General features: G+C 64.6%; 18 protein-coding genes. 4 read left to right on the top strand and 14 right to left on the bottom strand.

Translation table 11 applies throughout. The annotated features are described in order from the left end of the window. The first annotated feature begins 470 nt into the window (after positions 1–470). Together IU448_RS14180 and IU448_RS14175 are read left to right on the top strand one after the other, a co-directional pair. Positions 471–743, top strand: coding sequence for a hypothetical protein (locus IU448_RS14180; protein WP_195055966.1), 273 nt, complete (start codon positions 471–473; stop codon positions 741–743). Positions 744–1071: 328 nt separating this feature from the next. After that, the gene (locus IU448_RS14175) at positions 1072–2232 is read left to right on the top strand and encodes a helix-turn-helix domain-containing protein (RefSeq protein ID WP_195055965.1); all 1161 of its coding nucleotides are present in this window, start codon (positions 1072–1074) and stop codon (positions 2230–2232) included. A 13-nt stretch (positions 2233–2245) separates the two neighbouring features. On the opposite strand, the gene IU448_RS14170 is transcribed toward IU448_RS14175, so the two are convergent. The 12 genes from IU448_RS14170 to IU448_RS14115 all read right to left on the bottom strand — a co-directional run bounded on the left by IU448_RS14170 (position 2246) and on the right by IU448_RS14115 (position 14259). Beyond that, a complete protein-coding gene (locus tag IU448_RS14170) occupies positions 2246–3325 on the bottom strand; it encodes a DUF4238 domain-containing protein (protein WP_195055964.1) in 1080 nt (359 codons plus the stop codon). 18 nt (positions 3326–3343) lie between these two features. Continuing rightward, the gene (locus IU448_RS14165) at positions 3344–3529 is read right to left on the bottom strand and encodes a hypothetical protein (RefSeq protein ID WP_195055963.1); all 186 of its coding nucleotides are present in this window, start codon (positions 3527–3529) and stop codon (positions 3344–3346) included. A gap of 129 nt (positions 3530–3658) precedes the next feature. After that, positions 3659–4282 carry a hypothetical protein gene (locus IU448_RS14160; RefSeq protein WP_195055962.1) on the bottom strand — a complete coding sequence of 208 codons (624 nt, stop codon included), beginning with the start codon at positions 4280–4282 and terminating at the stop codon, positions 3659–3661. A gap of 41 nt (positions 4283–4323) precedes the next feature. Continuing rightward, positions 4324–5517 (bottom strand): hypothetical protein, encoded by a 1194-nt coding sequence (locus IU448_RS14155; protein ID WP_195055961.1) that lies wholly within the window; start codon positions 5515–5517, stop codon positions 4324–4326. A gap of 135 nt (positions 5518–5652) precedes the next feature. Then, a complete protein-coding gene (locus IU448_RS14150) occupies positions 5653–6813 on the bottom strand; it encodes an MlaD family protein (protein WP_195055960.1) in 1161 nt (386 codons plus the stop codon). Continuing rightward, on the bottom strand, positions 6813–7907 hold the full coding sequence (locus IU448_RS14145) for an MCE family protein (protein WP_195055959.1): 1095 nt from the start codon (positions 7905–7907) through the stop codon (positions 6813–6815). Before IU448_RS14145 ends, IU448_RS14150 begins: the two co-directional genes overlap by 1 nt. After that, positions 7904–9004 carry an MCE family protein gene (locus IU448_RS14140; protein ID WP_195055958.1) on the bottom strand — a complete coding sequence of 367 codons (1101 nt, stop codon included), beginning with the start codon at positions 9002–9004 and terminating at the stop codon, positions 7904–7906. The genes IU448_RS14145 and IU448_RS14140 overlap by 4 nt, the downstream gene beginning before the upstream one ends. Further along, positions 9001–9999 (bottom strand): MCE family protein, encoded by a 999-nt coding sequence (locus tag IU448_RS14135; protein ID WP_228812694.1) that lies wholly within the window; start codon positions 9997–9999, stop codon positions 9001–9003. The genes IU448_RS14140 and IU448_RS14135 overlap by 4 nt, the downstream gene beginning before the upstream one ends. After that, a complete protein-coding gene (locus IU448_RS14130) occupies positions 9996–11027 on the bottom strand; it encodes an MCE family protein (protein WP_195055957.1) in 1032 nt (343 codons plus the stop codon). The genes IU448_RS14135 and IU448_RS14130 overlap by 4 nt, the downstream gene beginning before the upstream one ends. Further along, positions 11024–12568 carry an MlaD family protein gene (locus tag IU448_RS14125; RefSeq protein ID WP_195055956.1) on the bottom strand — a complete coding sequence of 515 codons (1545 nt, stop codon included), beginning with the start codon at positions 12566–12568 and terminating at the stop codon, positions 11024–11026. Before IU448_RS14125 ends, IU448_RS14130 begins: the two co-directional genes overlap by 4 nt. Before the next feature lie 4 nt (positions 12569–12572). Next, positions 12573–13436, bottom strand: a complete 864-nt coding sequence (locus IU448_RS14120) for an ABC transporter permease (RefSeq protein ID WP_195055955.1) — start codon at positions 13434–13436, stop codon at positions 12573–12575. A gap of 4 nt (positions 13437–13440) precedes the next feature. Further along, entirely contained in the window at positions 13441–14259 is an 819-nt protein-coding gene (locus IU448_RS14115; RefSeq protein WP_195055954.1) for an MlaE family ABC transporter permease, read from the bottom strand. Positions 14260–14869: 610 nt separating this feature from the next. Here IU448_RS14115 and IU448_RS14110 point away from each other — a divergent pair. Further along, positions 14870–15562: a serine protease gene (locus IU448_RS14110; RefSeq protein WP_195055953.1), complete on the top strand. Its 693-nt coding sequence runs from the start codon at positions 14870–14872 to the stop codon at positions 15560–15562. Positions 15563–15631: 69 nt separating this feature from the next. On the opposite strand, the gene lppU is transcribed toward IU448_RS14110, so the two are convergent. Next, positions 15632–16267 carry an LppU family putative lipoprotein gene (gene lppU / locus IU448_RS14105; protein WP_280458907.1) on the bottom strand — a complete coding sequence of 212 codons (636 nt, stop codon included), beginning with the start codon at positions 16265–16267 and terminating at the stop codon, positions 15632–15634. A 635-nt stretch (positions 16268–16902) separates the two neighbouring features. Here lppU and IU448_RS14100 point away from each other — a divergent pair. Continuing rightward, positions 16903–17802 (top strand): L,D-transpeptidase, encoded by a 900-nt coding sequence (locus IU448_RS14100; protein ID WP_195055952.1) that lies wholly within the window; start codon positions 16903–16905, stop codon positions 17800–17802. 110 nt (positions 17803–17912) lie between these two features. Here IU448_RS14100 and IU448_RS14095 read toward each other — a convergent pair whose 3' ends face one another. Continuing rightward, complete coding sequence (locus tag IU448_RS14095; RefSeq protein WP_195055951.1) at positions 17913–19916, bottom strand: M13 family metallopeptidase; 2004 nt, start codon at positions 19914–19916, stop codon at positions 17913–17915. Positions 19917–19935: the final 19 nt, after the last annotated feature.

The raw sequence follows: 19935 nt of genomic DNA, 5'->3' as shown, positions 1-19935 counted from the left end.
TCGTCGTAGTAGCACGGATATTCGGATACCACCCGAATAGCCTCCGGCGGTGGTGGCTCGACCCACCGCCGGAGGCGCCCGGACCTAGATTTATAGGCATCTACCAGTGGTTATGCTTGAAATTACATCACCATATATCACCCGAAATCAGCCGATCTCACCGCAGGTTGCGCCCAAAATGTGCCCCACGGCAGACGACCAAACCGCGCGCACCCGGCAGTTTCGGCGATCTGCGAGGAAGCCGAGCGGGGTCATTTTGCTGGCGCTGACAAAATGATCGGCGGTCATGAGGACCGCGACTCACTCCCGGAACAGCGCGAACGTGAGACCGGCCAGCCCGAGGGCGAGCGCGACCAGGGCGATATTCGCGATCACAGCCCAACCACCGGCCACAGGTGCCCCTTCGGGTAGAGGCACATTGGCGTAGCGAGCGCGGCACGCTCGGTGATTGAGTGCCGGACCGAATCGGCGTGTTCGAACGACGGAACTACGACGGCCTCCGCATCATGCTCCGCGACCGCACCGGCAACGATCATTGCCGACACCACCGGTCCGGTATCCAGGTAGATCGTGTGCACTATCCGGAATCCGTGATGCTCAGCGACTTGGTGAACATCTACCCCGTCCTCCTGGACGCCCCGGCGGATCAACGCGACCGCTCGCTGCAGCTCGGTCATGACCACTTCACCACCTCGAGGTATTCGGCGGCCAAGGAGTACCGCGGACAATTGTGGCCCGCGTGAGTCGCCATGACGTGATGGGCGTGAGAACAGCCGCGCAGCGGGTCTTTCCACCTGCATGCCGCCGGATAGATCTCCAGACGTCGCAATCCCGCTGCTACGCGACGTAATGTCCGCGAATCTGTCAGCCATTCCCCGACCACTGCACACCCCTTGTGCCCCCGAACTGCCGCAGTGTGGAATGCACTCGCCGCCGGGGCAGTCGGGGAGTCAACCCGGCGGCGAGGCATGCCAGACAGATTCGCGTTCGGCAAGGGCGCGGAGGGTCAGCGAGGGGACAGCAACGCCGGATGAGGGGGACAGCGGCACCGTATCGATCTACCCTCGGGGCATGGGCGAGAACGTGGGCCAACGGGTCGCATCGGAACGCAAACTGGCCGGACTCAGCCAGCGGGCACTCGCCGCGCGGGCGTCCTACAGCCTGTCCATGGTCAAGGCCGTGGAGCAAGGACGAGAGCCGGCCTCCCCCGGCTTCATCTCCGCAGTTGCGCGGGTCCTGCGAATTACTCCGGAGCAGCTGACCGGCGCGCCGTACGACGACGGCCGCCCGCTGTCGGATGCCGTGAACGAACTCTCTGTGCTGTTGACCGAGGGCCGCTACGCCCGCCCCGAGGAGCCGGGGACGCTGGCACAGCTCAAGGCCGACCTTTACGCCGCGCAGCAGCTGTACCGCCGCGATCGGACACGCCAGACCATCGAGGTATTGCCGGGAATCATCCGCCGATTGCACGGCGCCACACGGGAACTGTCCGGGGACAACAAGGCGCACGCCTACACGCTGTTGAGTGCGGCCTACGTGCTTGCGGAATGGTCGGCCCGCCGGACCGGCCATCTACTACTGACGCTGCCCGCGCTGGACCTGGCCGACACCTACGCGCCCATGGCCGATGATACGAACTGGGCCGCGTTCTCCATCCTCGCTCGCGCCCGAGTGCTCACGCACTACGGGGAATCCGAGGTGGCTGGCCAGCTCATCGAGTCAGCGATATCGTTGGCCGATGAATCGCGCCGCGGGTTGATCCTCGGCGGATATTCCCATCTCGCTGGTGCCGTGAATGAGGCCCGGAAACTGAACTACTCCGGAGCTGCCGACCACATCGAGGCCGCTCGGGAGATGGCCGGCAGGACCGGTGAGACAGACGATTACATGACGGCGTTCGGTCCGCTGAACGTCGACATCCATCAGCATGCAATCGAGATGGAAGCCGGCGACCCGAACCGGGCCGCGGTCGACGGCGCGAAACTCACCTACCCGGCGGATGCACCGCCGACCCGGATCGCGCATCACTGGCAGGACAACGCGCGAGCCTGGCTGATGTCCGGAAAGCCGGATAAGGCACTGGTCGCGTTGAACAAGGCGCGGTTGGCGGCACCGCAGCAAACCCGACTGCATCCTTCGGTACGGGAGACGGTTCACGGGATCGCGGCGGCACAGCGGCGGCAGAGCGAAGGTTTGGTCGGATTCGCCTCCTGGCTCGGCACGTCACTATGACGACAGAATGGCATTATTCGGCAGCCATCCAGCGCTGCAATGGCCAATCCGGAGGGTCTGCAACTCCGTGCCAGCGGGTCGGGACCATCATTGATTCCCAGAATGTAGCCGCGGCTGCCGGATCGAATGAGGGGAGCTCCGGCACCGAAATGTGCGCGGCGATGTCGCTGTCCGGGTGCTCATAGACATACTCGTGGCAGCTTGCCATGATTTCCAGATTGACCGCGCGCGTCTCATCCGTGTCGAGCGTGAAAGGCGGGAACAGCCGGTTATCGGGGTACGCCAGCACCAGGAGCCTGTGCGGACTGAAAGGGAACAGCACAAGTGGCGAGTTGAAGAGCCGCGGGCGGTTTTCCCGCGGTTGTCCCGGACCGATGAGAACCACTGGCTCATCACTGGTCATAATCGGCTCCGGAGTGCTAACCAGCCACCACGAACGGCCCTCCAGGTGGGGTGCGATGGTGTTCCGCCATACCCCAATGGCGCTCTCGATCGCCTTCGGCTTGGCACTCGCGCTGATTAGCGGCTGACGAAGAAACCGATTCACGATCTGGTTGTGAAGCAAAGGGTGGTACGGAATGTTTTGCACCCAGCAGAGGATTGGGAGAATACGACGGTCGTCGATGACATTCCTGGCACCGAAACGCGCTATCCCGGCCTCAATGTCGAGCTCGGCAGCACGCGCTCGGGGCGTACGTTGGCTCTGTAGAGCCACAAAAACCGCGAGATTCTCGCACAGATTCGTGTTCTTCAGCCGCCCGTCGGGGGCTCCGTCGAGAGCCCGTAGCCACCGCGCGGCGCCATCCTCAATCCGGCTCATATGGGTTTCGAACCACAGGTCTGGAATCTCATCCGGGTCGATATCCGGCGCTTCGATCTGGTAGAAAAACTCGTCGTTCGCGATCTCTTCCGGGTCCTTGATATCGCTCTCACCGGTCGCGACCTCGACGAACCGGACACCATCATCCCCGGCCCAACGCCGTAGATACATCTGGGGAACGTAGTGGTGGCAGCGTGTGCGCTGGGGATTGTTTCGGGTGAGCGACTTCGACCGGTCGATTTCGTTGTCGGTCAGCCAACGGTTCTTGGGCACAGGGTGACGGTAACCGAATCAGTCCTTGGACCAGGGCATATCGGGTGCTACTACGTCCGCCAGCGGTCCGTCGCCGCGGTCACGGTATCGCTTGGGCGTCACCGTGTACACCGGCGTTCGGCGCTTCCGGTCGGCCGTCACCACCCCGACGAACCCGGCTCCGTGCGCGCTGTGACCATCCAACCACCACGCCGGCACCGTCACCGGCAAACCTTCGCGGAACCGGGCTAACTGCTCCGGCACCAATCGCGGGCCTCGACCACCAGCAAGGCCTAAAAATCGTTCTGACCAGCAGCCCCGGTGGTGGCTCGACCCACTGCCGGGGCGCCCGGATCAGTTACCCGGAGCCGGCTGTCCTTCCGGTGCCGCCGGTGCCGGAGCGCCCGGGTCGGCCGGCTGGGCCGGAGCGCCGCCCGCGCCCGCCAGCATGGCCAGATCCCACTGGTTGACGATCCAGCGGTCGCCGTCCTTCTCCAGGCCCGCGACGACCGCAATATCCTGCCGCTTCGGTTCGGGTGTCACGGCGTTGGTCTTCATCAGGCCGATATTGACCAGGACCTTGGCGTTCTCCTCGTCGCCGGACTGGAAACCGCAGGTCGCCTCGTCCACCCAGGATTTCACCTTGGATTCGGTGAGCAACTGGCGCAGCACATCCCAGTTCTGCTCCAACGAACCCACCACATCGTCGGTGGCGCCGTCCTTCATAGCCTGCAGGAAACCGTCGAGATCGCCCTCGAAATCGTAGGTGTTGGTGGAGCGGGCGAAATCGCATGCTGCGCGCGTGGATTCGTCCTGCGCGGCCAGTTCGCCGTTGTTCTGCTGATAAGCACGGAAATACACCACACCGGCGGCGATCAGCGCCACCAACACCACGCCGGTGACGAATGCGATCACCACCGGGAGCAGCCCGGATTTACCGTCGATATCCTGCGCTGCCGCGGTCTCGTTCTTCGCCATAGCTTCGAGTCCTAACTTCTGGTTCGTCACGCGGCCGGGAGCTACTGCTGCATCATCGGCGTATCGAAATTCGCCACCATCCAGCGACCGTCGACCTTCTCCATATCGACATTGGCCGCTACCTTGACCCGGCCCGGCGCCTGCTGCTGCGGACCGCCGGCCGTGGTGAACTGCTGGTCGATCACCAGCACCACGCGCGCCTTGTCACCATCACCGGACTCGTACCCGCATTGCACCTCGGCGGCGGTGGAGTTGACCTGGGTCTCGGCGAAACGCGCCTTCAGATCGGGGCCGATCTGCGAAACCAGTTTCTTCCATTCGCCGGTCGCGTTCTGATCCAGCCGTGATACGTAGTCATCGGCCTTGTCGCCGGTATAGGTGGCGAAACTGTTCCCGAAATCGCAGGCAGCCTTGGTGGCCGCGGCACGCCGGTCCAGTTCGCCCTGGCGATCGTTGGCGAGATAGAAGAACACACCGACCGCGACCACCGCCGCGATCAGCAATACGGCCGCCGCAGCCAGGACGGGCAGCGGGAACCGCGAACGGCGACCGCAGGATTTCTTCGCCGCGGCACCGGTTCCCGAGGCACCGGATCGCTCCAGTTTTTCCGTGTCGTCGCTCCCCGGCCCGGCCGGCTTTCCGGACCCGGATTTTCCGAGCGCGACCGTTGCTTCCCCGGCGGGCGACTCCTTGCCCAGCACCACCGTCTCGTCGGGGTCGGCCGGTTCTTTCTCTCCGCTGCCCGCCGAGTCGGGACGGTCGTTCTTCGCCGTGGCATCCGCGTCGGCGGTTTTGTCGACCTTCACCGTGGCATCGGGATCGGTCGGTCTCTCGACCTTCACCGTGGCATCCGCGTCGGCGGTTTTGTCGACCTTCACCGTAGCGTCGGGATCGGTCGGTTTCTCGACCTTCACCGTGGCATCGGGGTCGGCGGGTGCTTCGGACTTCGCCGTAGCGTCGAGGTCGCCGGACTTCCCCGCGGCGTCGGACGCGGCGGATAGCCCGGCCTTCGCCGTCGCATCGGAATCGGATTTTTCGACTTTCGCCGTGGTATCCGACTCGGCGGACGCCCCGGACGCCTTGTCCGCGGATTCGCCCGCACCGGTCGGCTCCGCGGTCCCCGCGGCGCTGTCGGCCGACGAACTTCCGGCGGTGGTGTGCTCAGCCGCGTCGTCCGCGGGCACACCGGTGCCTTCCGGCTCCACGGGGTCGGAGCTGGGATTTTTCGAGGACATCAGTACTGTTCACACCTTCCCGGCGCATCGGCGGACGCGCCGTAATCTTCCGGCCGGAAAACGACCGCCGGGTGTGGCGGGCATCTCTGCGAGAGTATGCACCGTCGCACCCGGCACCGGACGACCGGTCTCCTGCTACCGCACCGGCGGCAGCGTACGTTCGTTCGGGTCCACACCCGGTGGGATATGCGCGCCGTTGTTCGGCACGTTCGGGCGTGGAGCGTTGACCGCGCCGCGGATCTGCTGGCCGGGCGGCGGGTTGTCGCAGTAGTTCCACTTCGGCAGGGTGCCGTCCTGGACGATCTGGGTTTTCACCGGAGTGGACTGGTACTGGCAGTAGGGCCGGAACCAGATATCGAGCATGGCGTGGAACTCGTTGTCGTGGGCGGGTACACCCAGCGCCGCGCCGCCGAGTTCGAGCGCGGGGAACAGCGCCGCCAGCGCCGGCTGCCGCAATTGCGCCGCACGGGTGACGGCGACGAAATTGTTCACCAGCGCGGTGATCGGATCGTTGGTGGCGTCCAGCGTGGCGGTAACGCTCGCGAACTGTCCGGGCGCCTGATCCAGCACCTTCACCAGTTCGGCATTCGCCTTGTTGAACTGGTCGAACAGCACCTGCGAATTCGCGGTCAGCGTGCCCAGGTCCGGCTGGGCCTGGGCGGTGGTCGCGGCGATGGTGCGCAGATTCGCGATCAGGTTCGTGGTCTGCGGCAGCAGATTCTCCAGGCCGGCCGAGACCAGGCTGACGCCTTCGATCAGCGAACGCAGCTGATCGGGCCCACCGCTGAGCGCGATATCGAGTTCGTTCAGGATCACCGCGAAATGCTCCGGATTCACCTGCGCGATCAGATCGCTGGAATTCTCCAAAACCGCGGAGATCGGGACCGGGGTGCTGACCCGCTCGGGATCGAAGGTGATCTCCGAACCGTCGGTCAGGAACGGCCCCTGGTTCCCGGCGGGCCGGAAATCGATGTACTGCTCGCCGGCACCGGACAGAGCCTGCACGGCGACCTGGGTATCGACCGGGATATCCCATTTGGATTCGATCTCGGCCTCGGCCTGGACTCCGGCGCCGTTGTCGACGAGTTCGAGGCTGCTCACCTCGCCGATGCGGTAACCCCGCAACGTGACATCGTTACCTTCTTGCAGGCCGCCGGAGCGGTCCAGGTTCACGGTGACGGTGTAGGTGCTGCGCAGCGGGTTCACCCGCATGACGTTGACCATCAGATAGGTTCCGCCGACCAGCAGTGCCAGGACGATACCGAGGTTCGACCACAGAATCTTGTTCTTCAACATCACTGGCCTCCCACGCGCTGCTGGACGACCTGCAGGATCTGGATCAGACTGCCCGCGAAATCCTGTAGGTCGCGCACGTCGTAGAAGTGGCTGGTACCGGGTGCGGTGAGCATCGCGATATCGAGATTGGTCACATTCACCTGGGCGGCGAGGCTGCTGCCGCGGAAGGTGGCATCGACGGGGCCGCGCAGTTCGTGCAGGATGTCCAGCAGCGCACCGAACTTGTCCCCGGTGGCCGCGAGTGCCGCCATCAGGTTGTTCAGATTGTCGAGAGTGCCGGCCAGATCGCCACCGGTGGTATTCGCGTAGTCCCCGAGTGCGGCGCTCGTGGTGGAGATCTTGCTCAGCAGATCACCCAGCGCCCGATTGTTCTCGGCGACCGCGCCGATCATATCCGGCAGCGTATCGGCGACCTGGCCCAGTTCGGTTCGCCGGCTTTCGAGCGTGCCGGCCAGCACACTGAATTCGCCGAGCACACTGTCGATCCGCGCGGAGTTGGCATTGATACTGGAGACCACGCCGGTGATCTCGTTGACCAGATGCACCACCTGATCGCTGCGCCCGCCGACGATGGAATCGAGTTCGGTGCCCAACCGGGTGAGGTGGGCGATTCCGCCGCCGTTGAACATCAGCGATACCGACAGCAGCAGTTCCTCCACCGTGGCGCCGGCGGAGGTCTGCTCGATCGGCAAGGTGGCGCCGTCCTCGAGCAGGGCCGTCCCGGGTTCGGTCTGCGGTTTGGATACGGCGATGAAGACATCGCCGAGTGGGGTCGCCTGGCGCAGTTCGGCGGTGGTCCCGACCGGGAGTTCGATGTCCTTGCGAATCTCCATGTCCACGATGGCCTGGAAATTCTTTGTATCGATGTTGGTGACCACACCGACATCGGACCCGCCGACCTTCACCTTGGCCTGATCGGGCAGGTTCAGCGCATTGTCGAAAATCGCGCGCAGGCTGATGGTTTCACCGCTGGCGCCCGGTTTCGGCAGCGGAATATCCTCCACCGTCAGCCCGCAACCGGAGGCCAGCGCCACCGTACCCGCCGCTACCAGGGCGGTTACGGTGCGGCGGGCACGTCGGATTGTTCGCATCATTTCGTCAGTCCCAGCAGTGCGGCGGTGAGTCCGAAGTCCGGTCCGAAATCTTCGGGCCGGCCGGTCCGGCAGCCGTCGGATCGCATCTGAATCCGTTCGCAGAACAGGCTCACGAGTTCACCGCCGGCGAGGTTGGTGCCGATCAGCGCGTGCAACCGGACGTAGCCCTGCTCGTAGTTCATCGAGCGGTGGATGTTCTGCAGCAGCATCGGGGCGACGTCCACTACCTCGGTGACGCCGTGCGCGTTCTGCCGCAACTGGTCGATCACCGTATTCATCCGGGTCAGCGTGTCCACCAGCTGATCCTGATGCTGTCCGAATACCGAACTGGTGTTGTTCAGGAAGTCGTAGAGCTGCTGCAGCGTGGCCTGCAGGCCGGGCGCCTGCTCGGCCAGCATGGTCGTCATCTGGGTGGCCTGGTTGCTGAAATCGCGGACGGCCTGGTCGTTCTCGGCCAGCATCGTGGTCAGCTCGTTGAGCCTGGTGATGATGTTGGCGATGGCGCCCTTGTTGTCGACGCCGAGCTTCAGGGCGCTGGACAGCGCGTTGAGGGTGTCGCGCATCTTCTCGCCCTGCCCGTTGAGCATCGGGTAGAGCACCCGGCCCGACAGCGGACCGACCCCCTCCTGACCCTCCTGCGGTTTCAGCGCCTCGGCGAACTGGTCGATGGTTTTGAGCATCGTGTCCAGCTCCACCGGCACATCGGTCTTCTCCAGCGGCAGGTGATCACCGTCTTCGAGCGTTTCGCCCTCGGTATAGCGGGGGGTGAACTCGATATGGCGGTTGGTGACGATCGACGGGGAGACCACCACGGCCATGGCGGATTTCGGGATCTCCACATCGCCGTCGATGCTCATATGGACTTCCACCAGATCACCGTGCGGAATGATCTTGTCGACCTTGCCGACCTCGAGCCCGAGCACCGTGATCGGGTTGCCCTCGTACATGCCGGCGATGTTCTCGAAATCGGCGGTGATCTTCATATCTCCGCCGACCACGCTGTTCACCATCGAACAGCTGCCCAGCGCCAACGCGGACGCACCGATGACCAGTGCCTTCGCGGTGTTCTTCACGCGGTCGATGTTCAACGGATTCATCCCTGGCACCCCTCGACGACTTGGGCGAAGCACAACCAGTTGTCCGGGAACAGCCACGGGATACCGACCTCGGCGTAGTTGCCGTTACCCCAGGCGTTGGCCAGGTAGCGAACCGACGGCGGCATGATCGACAGCAACCGATCGAGGTTGTCCTTGTTCTTCTGCAGGCCCGCGGCCATGGTGTTCAGCTGATCGAGTGTGGTGCTGAACTGATTGTTGTTCTGCGCGCCGATCGCCTGTAGCTGCGCGGTCAAGGTCGCGACATTGTCGAGCAGGGTCCGCAGCAGCTGCTGGCGTTCCACCACTCGCGAGGCGATGGCCTCGCCCTGGGTGATGATCAGCAGAGCACTGTTGCGGTTCTCTGCCAGGATGGTGGTCACCCGGTCCAGGTCCTTGAGCAGCTGCTCGACATCGTCCTTGCGGCTGTCGATCACCTTGGCCAGGGCGCCGATGCTGTCGAGCGACTGGGCGACCAGTTCCGGGGAGCCCTGCAACTGCTCGTTGAACAGATTCAGCGATTCGGCGAGTTTGCCGGGGTCGAGTTCCTGGAATTCCGGGGTGCCCTTGTCCACCACGTCGGCGAGATCGTAGGGGACCGCGGTGTTGGTCTTCGGGATACGGTTGTCGGGCAGGCCCGTACCGTCACCGGGGTCGAGATCGACGTAGCGGGCGCCGAGCAGGGTGGCCATCTTGATGGCCGCCCGGGCGTCGGGGCCGAGTTCCACATCGTTGGATACCTGCAGGGTGAGCAGGACGTGGTCGCCTTCGAGTTCGGCGGCCGCCACCCGGCCCATCGGCACGCCGGCCACATTGACCCGGTCGCCGACGGATATACCCGCGGACTGGACGAATTCGGCCTTGATCGACTGTTCGCCGATACCGAGGTTCCGGAAGCCGCTCGACACCAGGACCAGCGCGGCGACGACGATGACGCCGATGATGCCGAGCCCGAAGTAGCGATTGTTGTTGAACCAGGTCTTGAATTTGGTCATCATGGCCGGCACACCGCCGATTGCGAATTGCCGCCGATCTGCGAGAACAGACCGCGGGGGAACAGGACTCCGTACAGCGAGACATCCAACCGGCAGATATACGCGTTCGCGTAGGCGCCTTCGGAGGTGAAACGTCCCGCGTCGGCGAGAATTGCGGGCAGGTCGATAGCGGCCTGATCCAGTTTGGCGCCGTTGGCCAGGAACAAGGTCAAAGCGTCACGTGTCGAATTCTGGACGGCCGCCAGCTTGGGCTGGATATTGCCCACCATCCCCACGAGTGCGGTGGTGGCGCCGGCGATCTGCTCGGTCGAGGTGAGCAGCGACTGGCCCTGCTCGTACAGGCCGCCGATCAGCGCCCGCGTCTGGGTTATCAGCGTCTCCAATTCGCCCCCTCGTTTGGCCAGACCTGCCATCACGCCGCTGAGGTTGGTGATCACATCGCTGAGAATGGCATCGCGCCGCTGGAAATCGGTGGCCATGGTGGCGGCCTGAGTGATGAAAGAACTCAACGAGACCCGGTCGCCTTGCAGGGCGAGGATGAAGGTTTCCGAGAGCCGATTCACCTGCTCGGGTTCGAGCACCTCGAACAGCGGCTGGAAACCGTTGAGCAGTGCCGAGATATCGAAGGACGGCTCGGTGCGCTCGACGGGGATGGTGGCGTCCTCCGGCAACTGGGTCGCATCGCCGCCGGAACCCGGGGCCAGCGCCACATAGCGCTGGCCGATCAGGTTCTGGTACCGCACCAGCGCTTTGGTGTTGCCGAACAAGGTCTGATCGTCCTGAACGATGAAGCTGACCTTCGCATTCGACTCCCCGGTCAGCTCGATCTTCTCGACCTTGCCGACGCGCACACCCGCCATCCGGACATCGTCGCCCTCGCGCAAACCCAGCACATCGGTGAAGACCGCGGAATACGATTTCGTCCCACCGTCCACAGTGCGGGACAAGGTATTCCACACCAGCACAGTGACCAGCACGGATACCAGCGCGAACAGGCCGAAGCCGATCAGCGGTTTCCGGACCCCCTTCACGCGGACGCCTCCTCGGTTACTCGCAAGGTTCCGCCTTCGAGAATCGAACTCAACATCAGGTACTCCATCGAGGTCGGCTTCCGGCCGAGCAGGGCCGCCACCGCCGCATCGCCCTCATAGGCGGCGATCGGCCGGGCGGCCGGGGCGTCGCCGTTGCCGCTGTCCGCCGCCGGTGCGGCCGCACCCGGTTCGGCCGGCGGGGCCGGCGGCTGGTCACCGGGCTGGGCGGCCGGCGCGGGAGCCGGCGCACCGGGCAGCCCGGGAAGCTGCGGCAGCCCCTCCGGGAACAAACCCTCCAGCGGCGTACCGGCGAACGGGTTGTTCACCGGCGGCGCGGCCGGGGCCGGGGCTCCGACCTCGGTGGTGACGCCGGGAATCGGCGGCAGGCCGGGGATCGGCGGCAGTACCGGCAGGCCGTCGGCGGCGGCGAGCCGGCGCGGTTTCATCTGCTCGGGCAGGTAGCCGGGATCGGCCACGGCCGGCGCGGTGAAACAGCTCGGTCCGGCCAGGTCGCCGTACCGGGGGCAGTCCGCAACGGTGTTCGGATTGAACGGAGTGAACGAAACCCCGGCGTTCCAGACCATCTGCTGCTGCGGACCCCAGGTGAACGTCGTGCGCAGGTTACGCGCCGAAGTATTCAGATTGCTGATCGCATTGGTGATCGAGGCCGGGTTGGCGGCCAGCGCACCGAAGGTCTGGTTCAGTCCGACGGTGAGCTCTTTACCGGTATTCGGGTTCCGCGCGAACAGCTCGTTGACCTCGTCGACCGTGCTACCTGCACCACTGATCAGGTCGACCAACTGCTCGCGCCGGTCGGCGATGGTGCTCGCCGTCTGCACCGACGAGGCGAGGACGTCCATCAGTTCCGGCGCCGACTCGTTGAGCGCGTGCGCCGAATCCGCGAAATCCTGGAGGAAGACGCCGAGGTCCGGTATCGATTCGTCCACCGAGGTCAGCCAGTGGTCGATCCGTTCGATGGTCGATCCGGGCGCCCGGCCACTGCCGTCGAGGGCGTAGGAGAGAGTGCCCAGGACCCGGCCGAACTGCATCGGATCGATCCGGTCGAGAATGTTCTGGACCGTGGTCAATGTGTCCTGCAGGGCGATGGTGCCCTGGCTCTTGTCCTCCGGGATCTCCGAGCCCTCCTCGAGGTGGGCTTCGGTGGGACCGTTGTAGAGCAACTCCACGGACGTGACCGCGAACAGGTTGCTGGGCACGACCCGGGCGGTGACGTTGGCCGGGATCTGCTCGACGAATTCGGGCTTCAGCTCGATGTTCACCTGCTGCAGTTCGCCTTGTGCGGCCACCGACACCGTTTCGACCGCCCCCACCAGCACGCCGCGGAACTTCACATCCGCTTTCTGCGGCAGGCCGTCGCCGGTGGTGGTCAGGTTCGCCGTCACCCGCACCTTTTCCACGAAATAGCCCTGGTAGCGGGCCATCAGGAAACCGAGCACCACGACGAAGACGACCAGGCCGCACGCCCCTGCGATGAGCAACTGCTTCATCGTGGGCCCGCGCCCACTGGGATCGATGATCATTGCGCTACCCCGAGATCCTGATGCCGGGGTCGACACCCCAGATGGCCAAGGTCATGAAGAGGTCGACGAAAACGACCACGATGATGCACATCTTGATTGCGCGACCGGCCGCCACGCCTACGCCCTCCGGGCCGCCGGAGGCGAAAAAGCCGTAGTAGCACTGGATGAACGTGGTGATCGCGACGAAGAGTATCGCTTTGAGCAGCGAATACAGGACGTCGGTCGGAATCAGGAACTGATAGAAATAGTGCTGATAGGTTCCGCTGGCGGTATCGCCGATCACCTGCACCGTGAGCCTGCACGAGATGTAGGCCATCGCGAGACCGAGGCAGTACAGCGGGAGAATGGTGATCATCGCGGCGATCATCCGCGTACTCACCAGGTAGGGGAGCGGCCGGATCGCGATCGATTCGAGCGCGTCGATCTCCTCGGAGATACGCATCGCACCGAGTTGCGCGGTGAATCGGCAGCCGGCTTGGGCGGCGAAAGCCAGTGCGGCGAGCAGCGGTCCCAATTCGCGGGTGGTGCCGAATGCGGAGATCGCGCCGGTCAGCGGGCTCAAGCCGAGCAGGTCGAGTGAGGTGTAACCCTGCAGACCGACCGTGATACCGCCGAAGGCACTCAGGATGAGTACCACGCCGATGGTTCCACCACCGACGATGAGGTTCCCGTTACCCCAGGTGACGTCGGACAGCAGCCGCCATACTTCCTTCGGGTACTGCTTGAAAGCCAGCGGCATGGAGCCGACGGACCGCAGGAAGAAGAACACCTGGTGTCCGAGCCGCGCCAGCATATCGACCGGAGCACCGGCCGCTTTACGCAGCTGCTGAAAGGGTTTCAGCAGCGGAGGTACATAGGTTGCCGACACCGGTTCACACCACCTGAGGCGGGAACAAGGTGTTGTACACCTGGGTGAAGATCACATTCACTCCGAACAACATCACCGCGGACATGACAACGGCGGTATTCACCGAGTTGGCGACGCCTCCCGGACCACCGCGGGTATTCAATCCGGTATCACAGGCGATGATTGCCGCGAGTAGACCGAACAACAGCGATTTCAGCAGAGCGACAAGCAGATCGAGCGAAATTGCGAACGATGCGAAGGTCGAGATATACGACCCCGGGGTGCCGCCCTGGACGAAAATATTGAAAATGTAACCGGTCAGGAATCCGACGAAGACGACGAAACCGCAGAGCAGCACGCTGACGACCATTGCCGCGCCGAGACGGGGCGCGACCAGCCGGCGCAGCGGATCGACGCCCATGACTTTCATGGCGTCGATTTCCTCGCGAATGGTCCGGGATCCGAGATCGGCGCAGATCGCGGAACCGACGGCGCCGGCGATCATCAGAACGGTGACCAGTGGCGCGCCCTGCTGAATGATGCCGAGACCGTTGGCCGCGCCGATGAACGAGGTGGCGCCGACCTGCTGCGCAACGGATCCGACCTGGATGGATACGATGACGCCGATCGGAATGGCGACCAGCAGGGTGGGTGCCGCGGCCACGTTGGCCATGAAGGCACACTGCCGGATGAACTCCGCGAGCGGGAATCGGCCGCGGAAGATACTGACCACGAGCTCGGTAACGGCCTCGACGCCCATCGTCATCTGCCGGCCGAGGGTCTCCAATGAACGCCTGGGGTGGTCCCGCCAGTAGTCTCGCGTCCACTCGACCGCTCCGCTCAACCGAGAACCTGTCGGTGGACTCTTGGTCGACTGCACTGACTAACCCCTCTCGACGTCGGTTACCTACCCCGACGGCTGGTTTGCTTGAGGAACCTTACTACGTAGTAGTGCGAAACACACCATAGACGAGTGAGGGCTGTCACAGACGTTCATCACTCCGGGGCGTGACCATCGAGTTATCAGGCGTTTGTTGGTACGTATCCCAACGGGAGTTCCGCATTTCTGGAAGAAGCTACAGCTGACCGGCGGATAAAGCGTGCCAGCGACGTAGATGACCCGAGAATGGCCGTTCACATAAATAACGGATGATTTTCCTGAAAATTACCGATTCGCGGCAACACGGAGATTTGACTGTTACTCGACGCGCGCAGCGGAAACGGGTCCGATTAATAGCATTGCGCTATTCTTCTCGGGGTATCGTGGCCGGAGTTTCGCGCAGTCTCCGCCGAACACGGCACTCACCGGCCGAATGCTCGACCGAAAACACGAATTCCGAAGTGGCACAACACAACCCACCGGTAACGGCGGTTCGGGGCGCGCCTCGCGGCCGTTGCTGCCACGATGAGGTGCCACACATTGATATCGTGCGGGCTTCGAGGTCTGGAGGGATATGTTCAGGAAACTCGCCCAGGCGGCCGGTGCCGTCCTCGCCGTCGCCCTGAGTGCGGCACTACTCGGATCCGGGACGGCGGTCGCCGACCCCGGCCGGCCCGTACTCGGCGGCGGATCAGGGCTGATCGTCTCCTCGGAGTCGGGTCGTATGTCCGATATGGCGATCCAGTGCACGCTCACCACGATCGGGCACGATGGAGCCGGCCGCTTGGTCGGACTCACCGCGGGACACTGCGGGACACCTGGGCACGAGGTCTATTCCGAACAGGATCCAGGGGCGGGCGCACTCGGCCGGTTCGTCTACTCGAACGAAGAACTCGATTACGCGGTACTGCAGTTCGATCCGGGCCGGGTCACCCCCGTCAACCGGGTCGGCAACGTCAGCATCACCGGAGTGGGCGCGCCTGCGCAGTTCCCGAACATCGTCTGCAAAGAAGGACGCACCACGGGCAACACCTGCGGCATCGCCTACGGCGATATCTTCGCCAGCAGTGTCGAGACCTGGTCGCAGATGTGTGTGATGGAAGGCGATTCCGGCGCGCCGGTCGTTATCGGCTCCACGCTGGTCGGCATGGTGAACGCCTATCTCGCCATCGCCTGCTTCGGCCCCGAGGTGGGTACGAATATGTCCACCATCATGGGTGATATCGACGGCCGGGCGGATATCGGTTCGGGCTTCCGGCCGATCTGACGCCGGCGGTGTCCGGTAGCGAGAACGAGCGGGTCCGTGGGCCCGCTCGTTTTTCGTATCCGCCGGTTCTCAGAGTTCCTCGACGCACACCACGAAGCGACGTTCCGGATACACGTACCCGCTGCTACCGGCCCCGCAGGCGTTGACGTCGTCGGCGTTCTCCTCGATCGCGACCACCTTCACTCCGTCCACCGCGGTGGTTTCGGTGCAGTCGATACGCTCCGGCCCGGTGGTACCGCTGCCCACGTCCATACAGCCGCCGATCACCCAGTCGATATCCAGGCACAGAGCACCCGTCTCGATGCCGTTGCGGCTTTCGGCGTAGTAGTTGTCGGCGTCGCCGACACAGTCGCTGCTACGCGCGGCCTTACCGATCACCCGGTAGTTCGATGCGGCGGTACCGCAAGACGCCTCTTCGATACTGGCGTCGGTGGTGGTGCCGCCGAGCTGTACACAATCGCCGATCTCGGCGTCGAAACCGGCTATTCCGTCTTCGTCGGTTTCGGTAGTGGTCGGCGCGGCCGAGGTGGTCGTCGTCCGGTCACCGGCATCAGGAGTGGTTGTCACATCCACGGCGTCCACGGTTCCGGTTTCGGTCGCCGGAAGCGCCCGGCCCTCGATGGTGGAGCTACAACCCGCCACCGCTACCGCGGCCGCCATACCGGCGAGCGCCACCGTCCATCGAGACGAAGTCCATCCTGACACGCACAGTCCTCCCGCTGTGACGCCGAACCCTTCCCCCGCATCGAATCCGAACCTCACTACAGCCTTACTCGGAACAACATCAATACACCATGGCGGCTCGAGCGTCGACTCGGTGAGAACCCGCACCACTGGGGATCGGACCGGTGTCCGTGACCGGAACCCGGGGCCGCCGCTACCGCGTGACATATGTCATCGGCAGGTTTGAACTCCGGCGCGTCATTCTCCGGGCATATCGCGGTCGATGCCGGGAAAAGGCGCGGGTGGCGGGGGTGCCCGGCCCGTGATCGATCCCGACACCCGCCGCCGGTGGCTCACACCACCTGTCATGCATCACGGCTATGTAACGGAGGCAGGGGTTGGTCACGAAGAGATGAAGGCAGTAGGAAGGAGTTCGGAGCGGAGGCGCACCAGCATCGACGGAACGACTTCCGCCATGCTCTACCGCCCGTCGGGACCGCTCCACAACTCCACGACCGGCGGCTGTGCTCGGACGGCCACTCGAACGGCTCACGGGCGCGCCGGACATGGAGGTGCTCCACACCACTCCGCGAACACACGCCGGAGTGCTGCGAAGGACGTACCGGAGCCCACGGGCACCATACGCGCCAGAGTCGAATGGACGGACGAACACTCTTATGCATGTCACCGAGAACACCGGGTCGCTGCCGATCGCTCGCCGGGCTGCGCGCCGGCTCCGGCAGGGTGTCCTGTTGACGGCCGCGCTCGCCACCGCCACCACGGTGGCCACCGCACCCGCCTACGCACTGCCCGACCTCCCCACGGGGTCGGCCGGCGGGATCATCGAGGCCGAGCCCACCCCGCCGAAGGCGAACTTCGCACCCCCGGCGATCAACCCCGCCGAAGGCGAACAGGTCGGTATAGCCCAGCCGATCATCATCAACTTCAAGGAACCGATCTCGGACCGGGCCGCGGCCGAACGGGCCATCAAGATCACCCCGTCGACCGAGGTACCCGGGCATTTCTACTGGTGGAGCGATAAGCAGGTGCGCTGGCGGCCGACCGAGTTCTGGCCCGCCCAGACCGATGTGGTGGTGGAGGCCGGCGGCAGCCGCAGCGCCTTCCACATCGGCGACGCCGTAATAGCCACCGCCGACGACAACACCAAAACCATCACCGTCACCCGCAACGGCGAGGTCGTGCGGACCATGCCCACCTCGATGGGCAAACCCGGCCACGAAACGCCCAACGGCACCTACATCGTGGGTGAGCAGCGGCGCGAGATGGTCATGGACTCATCCACCTACGGGGTCCCGATCGACGATCCCGAGGGTTACAAACTCGATGTCGAATACGCCACCCGCATCTCCAACAGCGGCATCTTCGTGCACGCCGCCCCCTGGTCGGTCGGTTCGCAGGGTTACGCGAACACCAGCCACGGCTGCCTGAACGTGAGCACCGAGGACGGCAAATGGTTCTACGAGAACGTCGGCAAGGGTGACGCGGTGATCGTGCAGAACACCGACGGCGGCACGTTGAACGCCGGTGACGGGCTGGGCGACTGGAACACCGCATAATTCGGCGCGATCAGCTGTTGGGGTAGACCAGCCGCGAGAGCGCCGGGGGGAACATCGAAGGGCGGTGCGTCCATGGGATGCACCGCCCTTCGATGTTCACCGGGCGCGGTCTACCAGATCTTCACCCGCTGCTCGGGGGACAGGTAGAGGGTGTCCTCGGGTTTCACCTCGAAAGCCTCGTGGAAGGCGTCGATATTGCGGACCACGGCGTTGCAGCGGAACTCGGGAGGCGAATGCGGGTCCACAGCCAGGCGGCGGACGGCCTCCTCGGGGCGGACTTTGCTGCGCCAGACCTGTGCCCAGCCGAAGAACACCCGCTGCAGACCGGTCAGGCCGTCGATCACGGGCGGCTCCCGGCCGTCGAGGGAGATCCGGTAGGCCTGTAGCGCGATCGAGAGTCCACCCAGATCACCGATGTTCTCGCCGATGGTGAACTCGCCGTTCACGGTGTGCTCGTCGGGTAGATCGGCGGGGGAGAGGACATCGTACTGGTCGATCAGCGCGCGGGTGCGTTTACCGAATTCGGCGCGGTCGGCATCGCTCCACCAATCGACCATATTGCCGTCGCCGTCGTACTTCGCGCCCTGATCGTCGAACCCGTGCCCGATCTCGTGACCGATCACCGCGCCGATACCGCCGTAGTTGGCGGCGTCGTCGGCGTTCATATCGAAGAACGGGGGCTGCAGGATGGCGGCCGGGAAGACGATCTCGTTCATCCCCGGGTTGTAGTAGGCGTTCACCGTCTGCGGGGTCATGAACCATTCGTCACGGTCCACCGGGCCGCCGAGTTTGTTCAGGTCCCGGTCGTGTTCGGCGGCGTACCCGCGCCGGTAGTTGCCCACCAGGTCGGCCGGGTCCACGGTGATGGCCGAATAGTCACGCCAGCGGTCCGGGTATCCGATCTTGGGGGTGAACTTGTCGAGTTTGGCCAGCGCGGCCTTGCGGGTGGCCGGGGTCATCCAATCCAGATCGGTGATATTGCGCCGGTAGGCCTCGCGCAGGTTCTCCACCAGCCGCACCATCGCGGCCTTGGCCTCGGGCGGGAAGTGCTGCGCGACATACAGTTTGCCGACTGCTTCGCCGAGCAGGTCCTGCACCAGCGAAACCCCGCGCTTCCAGCGTTCCCGGTTCTCCTGGGCGCCGGTCAGGGTGCGGCCGTAGAAATCGAAACTCTCCTCGACGAGGGCCTCGGTGAGATACGGTGCGCGGGCGCGCAGCACCCGCCACTGCGCCCACAGCCGCCACTCGGCCGTCGGCACCGATGCCCAGGTCTGCGCGAACGTGCGCAGGTAGTCGGGTTGCCGGACCACCAGTTCGGACAGCAGCAGGGAGCCTTCGCCCGAAACACCGGACGCCAGCCCATCGGCCCATGCGCCCCAGTCGAATTCCGGGTTCTGCTCGGCGAGCGCGGCGAAAGTCGTCAGGTTGTAGCTCAGTTCGGCGTCACGGCGGCGCACCACATCCCAGTGGCCGGCCGCGAGCTTGCGCTCCAGTTCGAATACCCGGGTCCCCGCCGATTCCACGTCGAGCAGTTCCGCGACAGCCGGGTCCGCGGCGGCCAGGGCGAACATCCGATCGATATGGGCGATATAGCGTTCCCGCACCTCGGCGTACTCGTCGGAGCGGTAGTAGGACTCGTCCGGCAGGCCGATACCGGACTGGGTCGCGTTGACCAGGTAGCGCTGGGAGTTCTTGTCGTCGGTATCGACATAGACCGCGACCGGGCCGGAGACACCGGTTCGCTGCAGGCGGCCGATCAGCGCGGCGAACTCACCGCGGTCGGCGGTGTTCGCCAGTGCGCGCAGTTCCTCGGTGACGGGCGTCAGCCCCGCCGCCTCGACGGTCTCGGTGTCCATGAAGGACGCGTACAGATCGGCGATCTTTCGGGCATCGCTGCCCGGCTCGCCCGCGGCGGTGCGGATGATCTCCTGCACATCCAGCTCCGCACGGTCGTACAGCGTGCGGAACGCACCGTCCACCGCCCGGTCGGCGGGTATCTCGTACCCGGCCAGCCAAGCGCCGTTGACATGCGTGAACAGGTCGTCCTGCACCCGGACGGCCGGGTCGAGATGGGACAGATCGATACCGGAGGGGCTGGTCACGTCGGAAGTCACACAACCCAGTATGCCGGTG

This window comes from Nocardia flavorosea, from assembly GCF_015477805.1.
GTDB lineage: Bacteria > Actinomycetota > Actinomycetes > Mycobacteriales > Mycobacteriaceae > Nocardia > Nocardia flavorosea_A.
The sequence above is the reverse complement of the archived record's forward strand: the minus strand, read 5'-3'. Positions and strand labels throughout refer to the sequence as shown.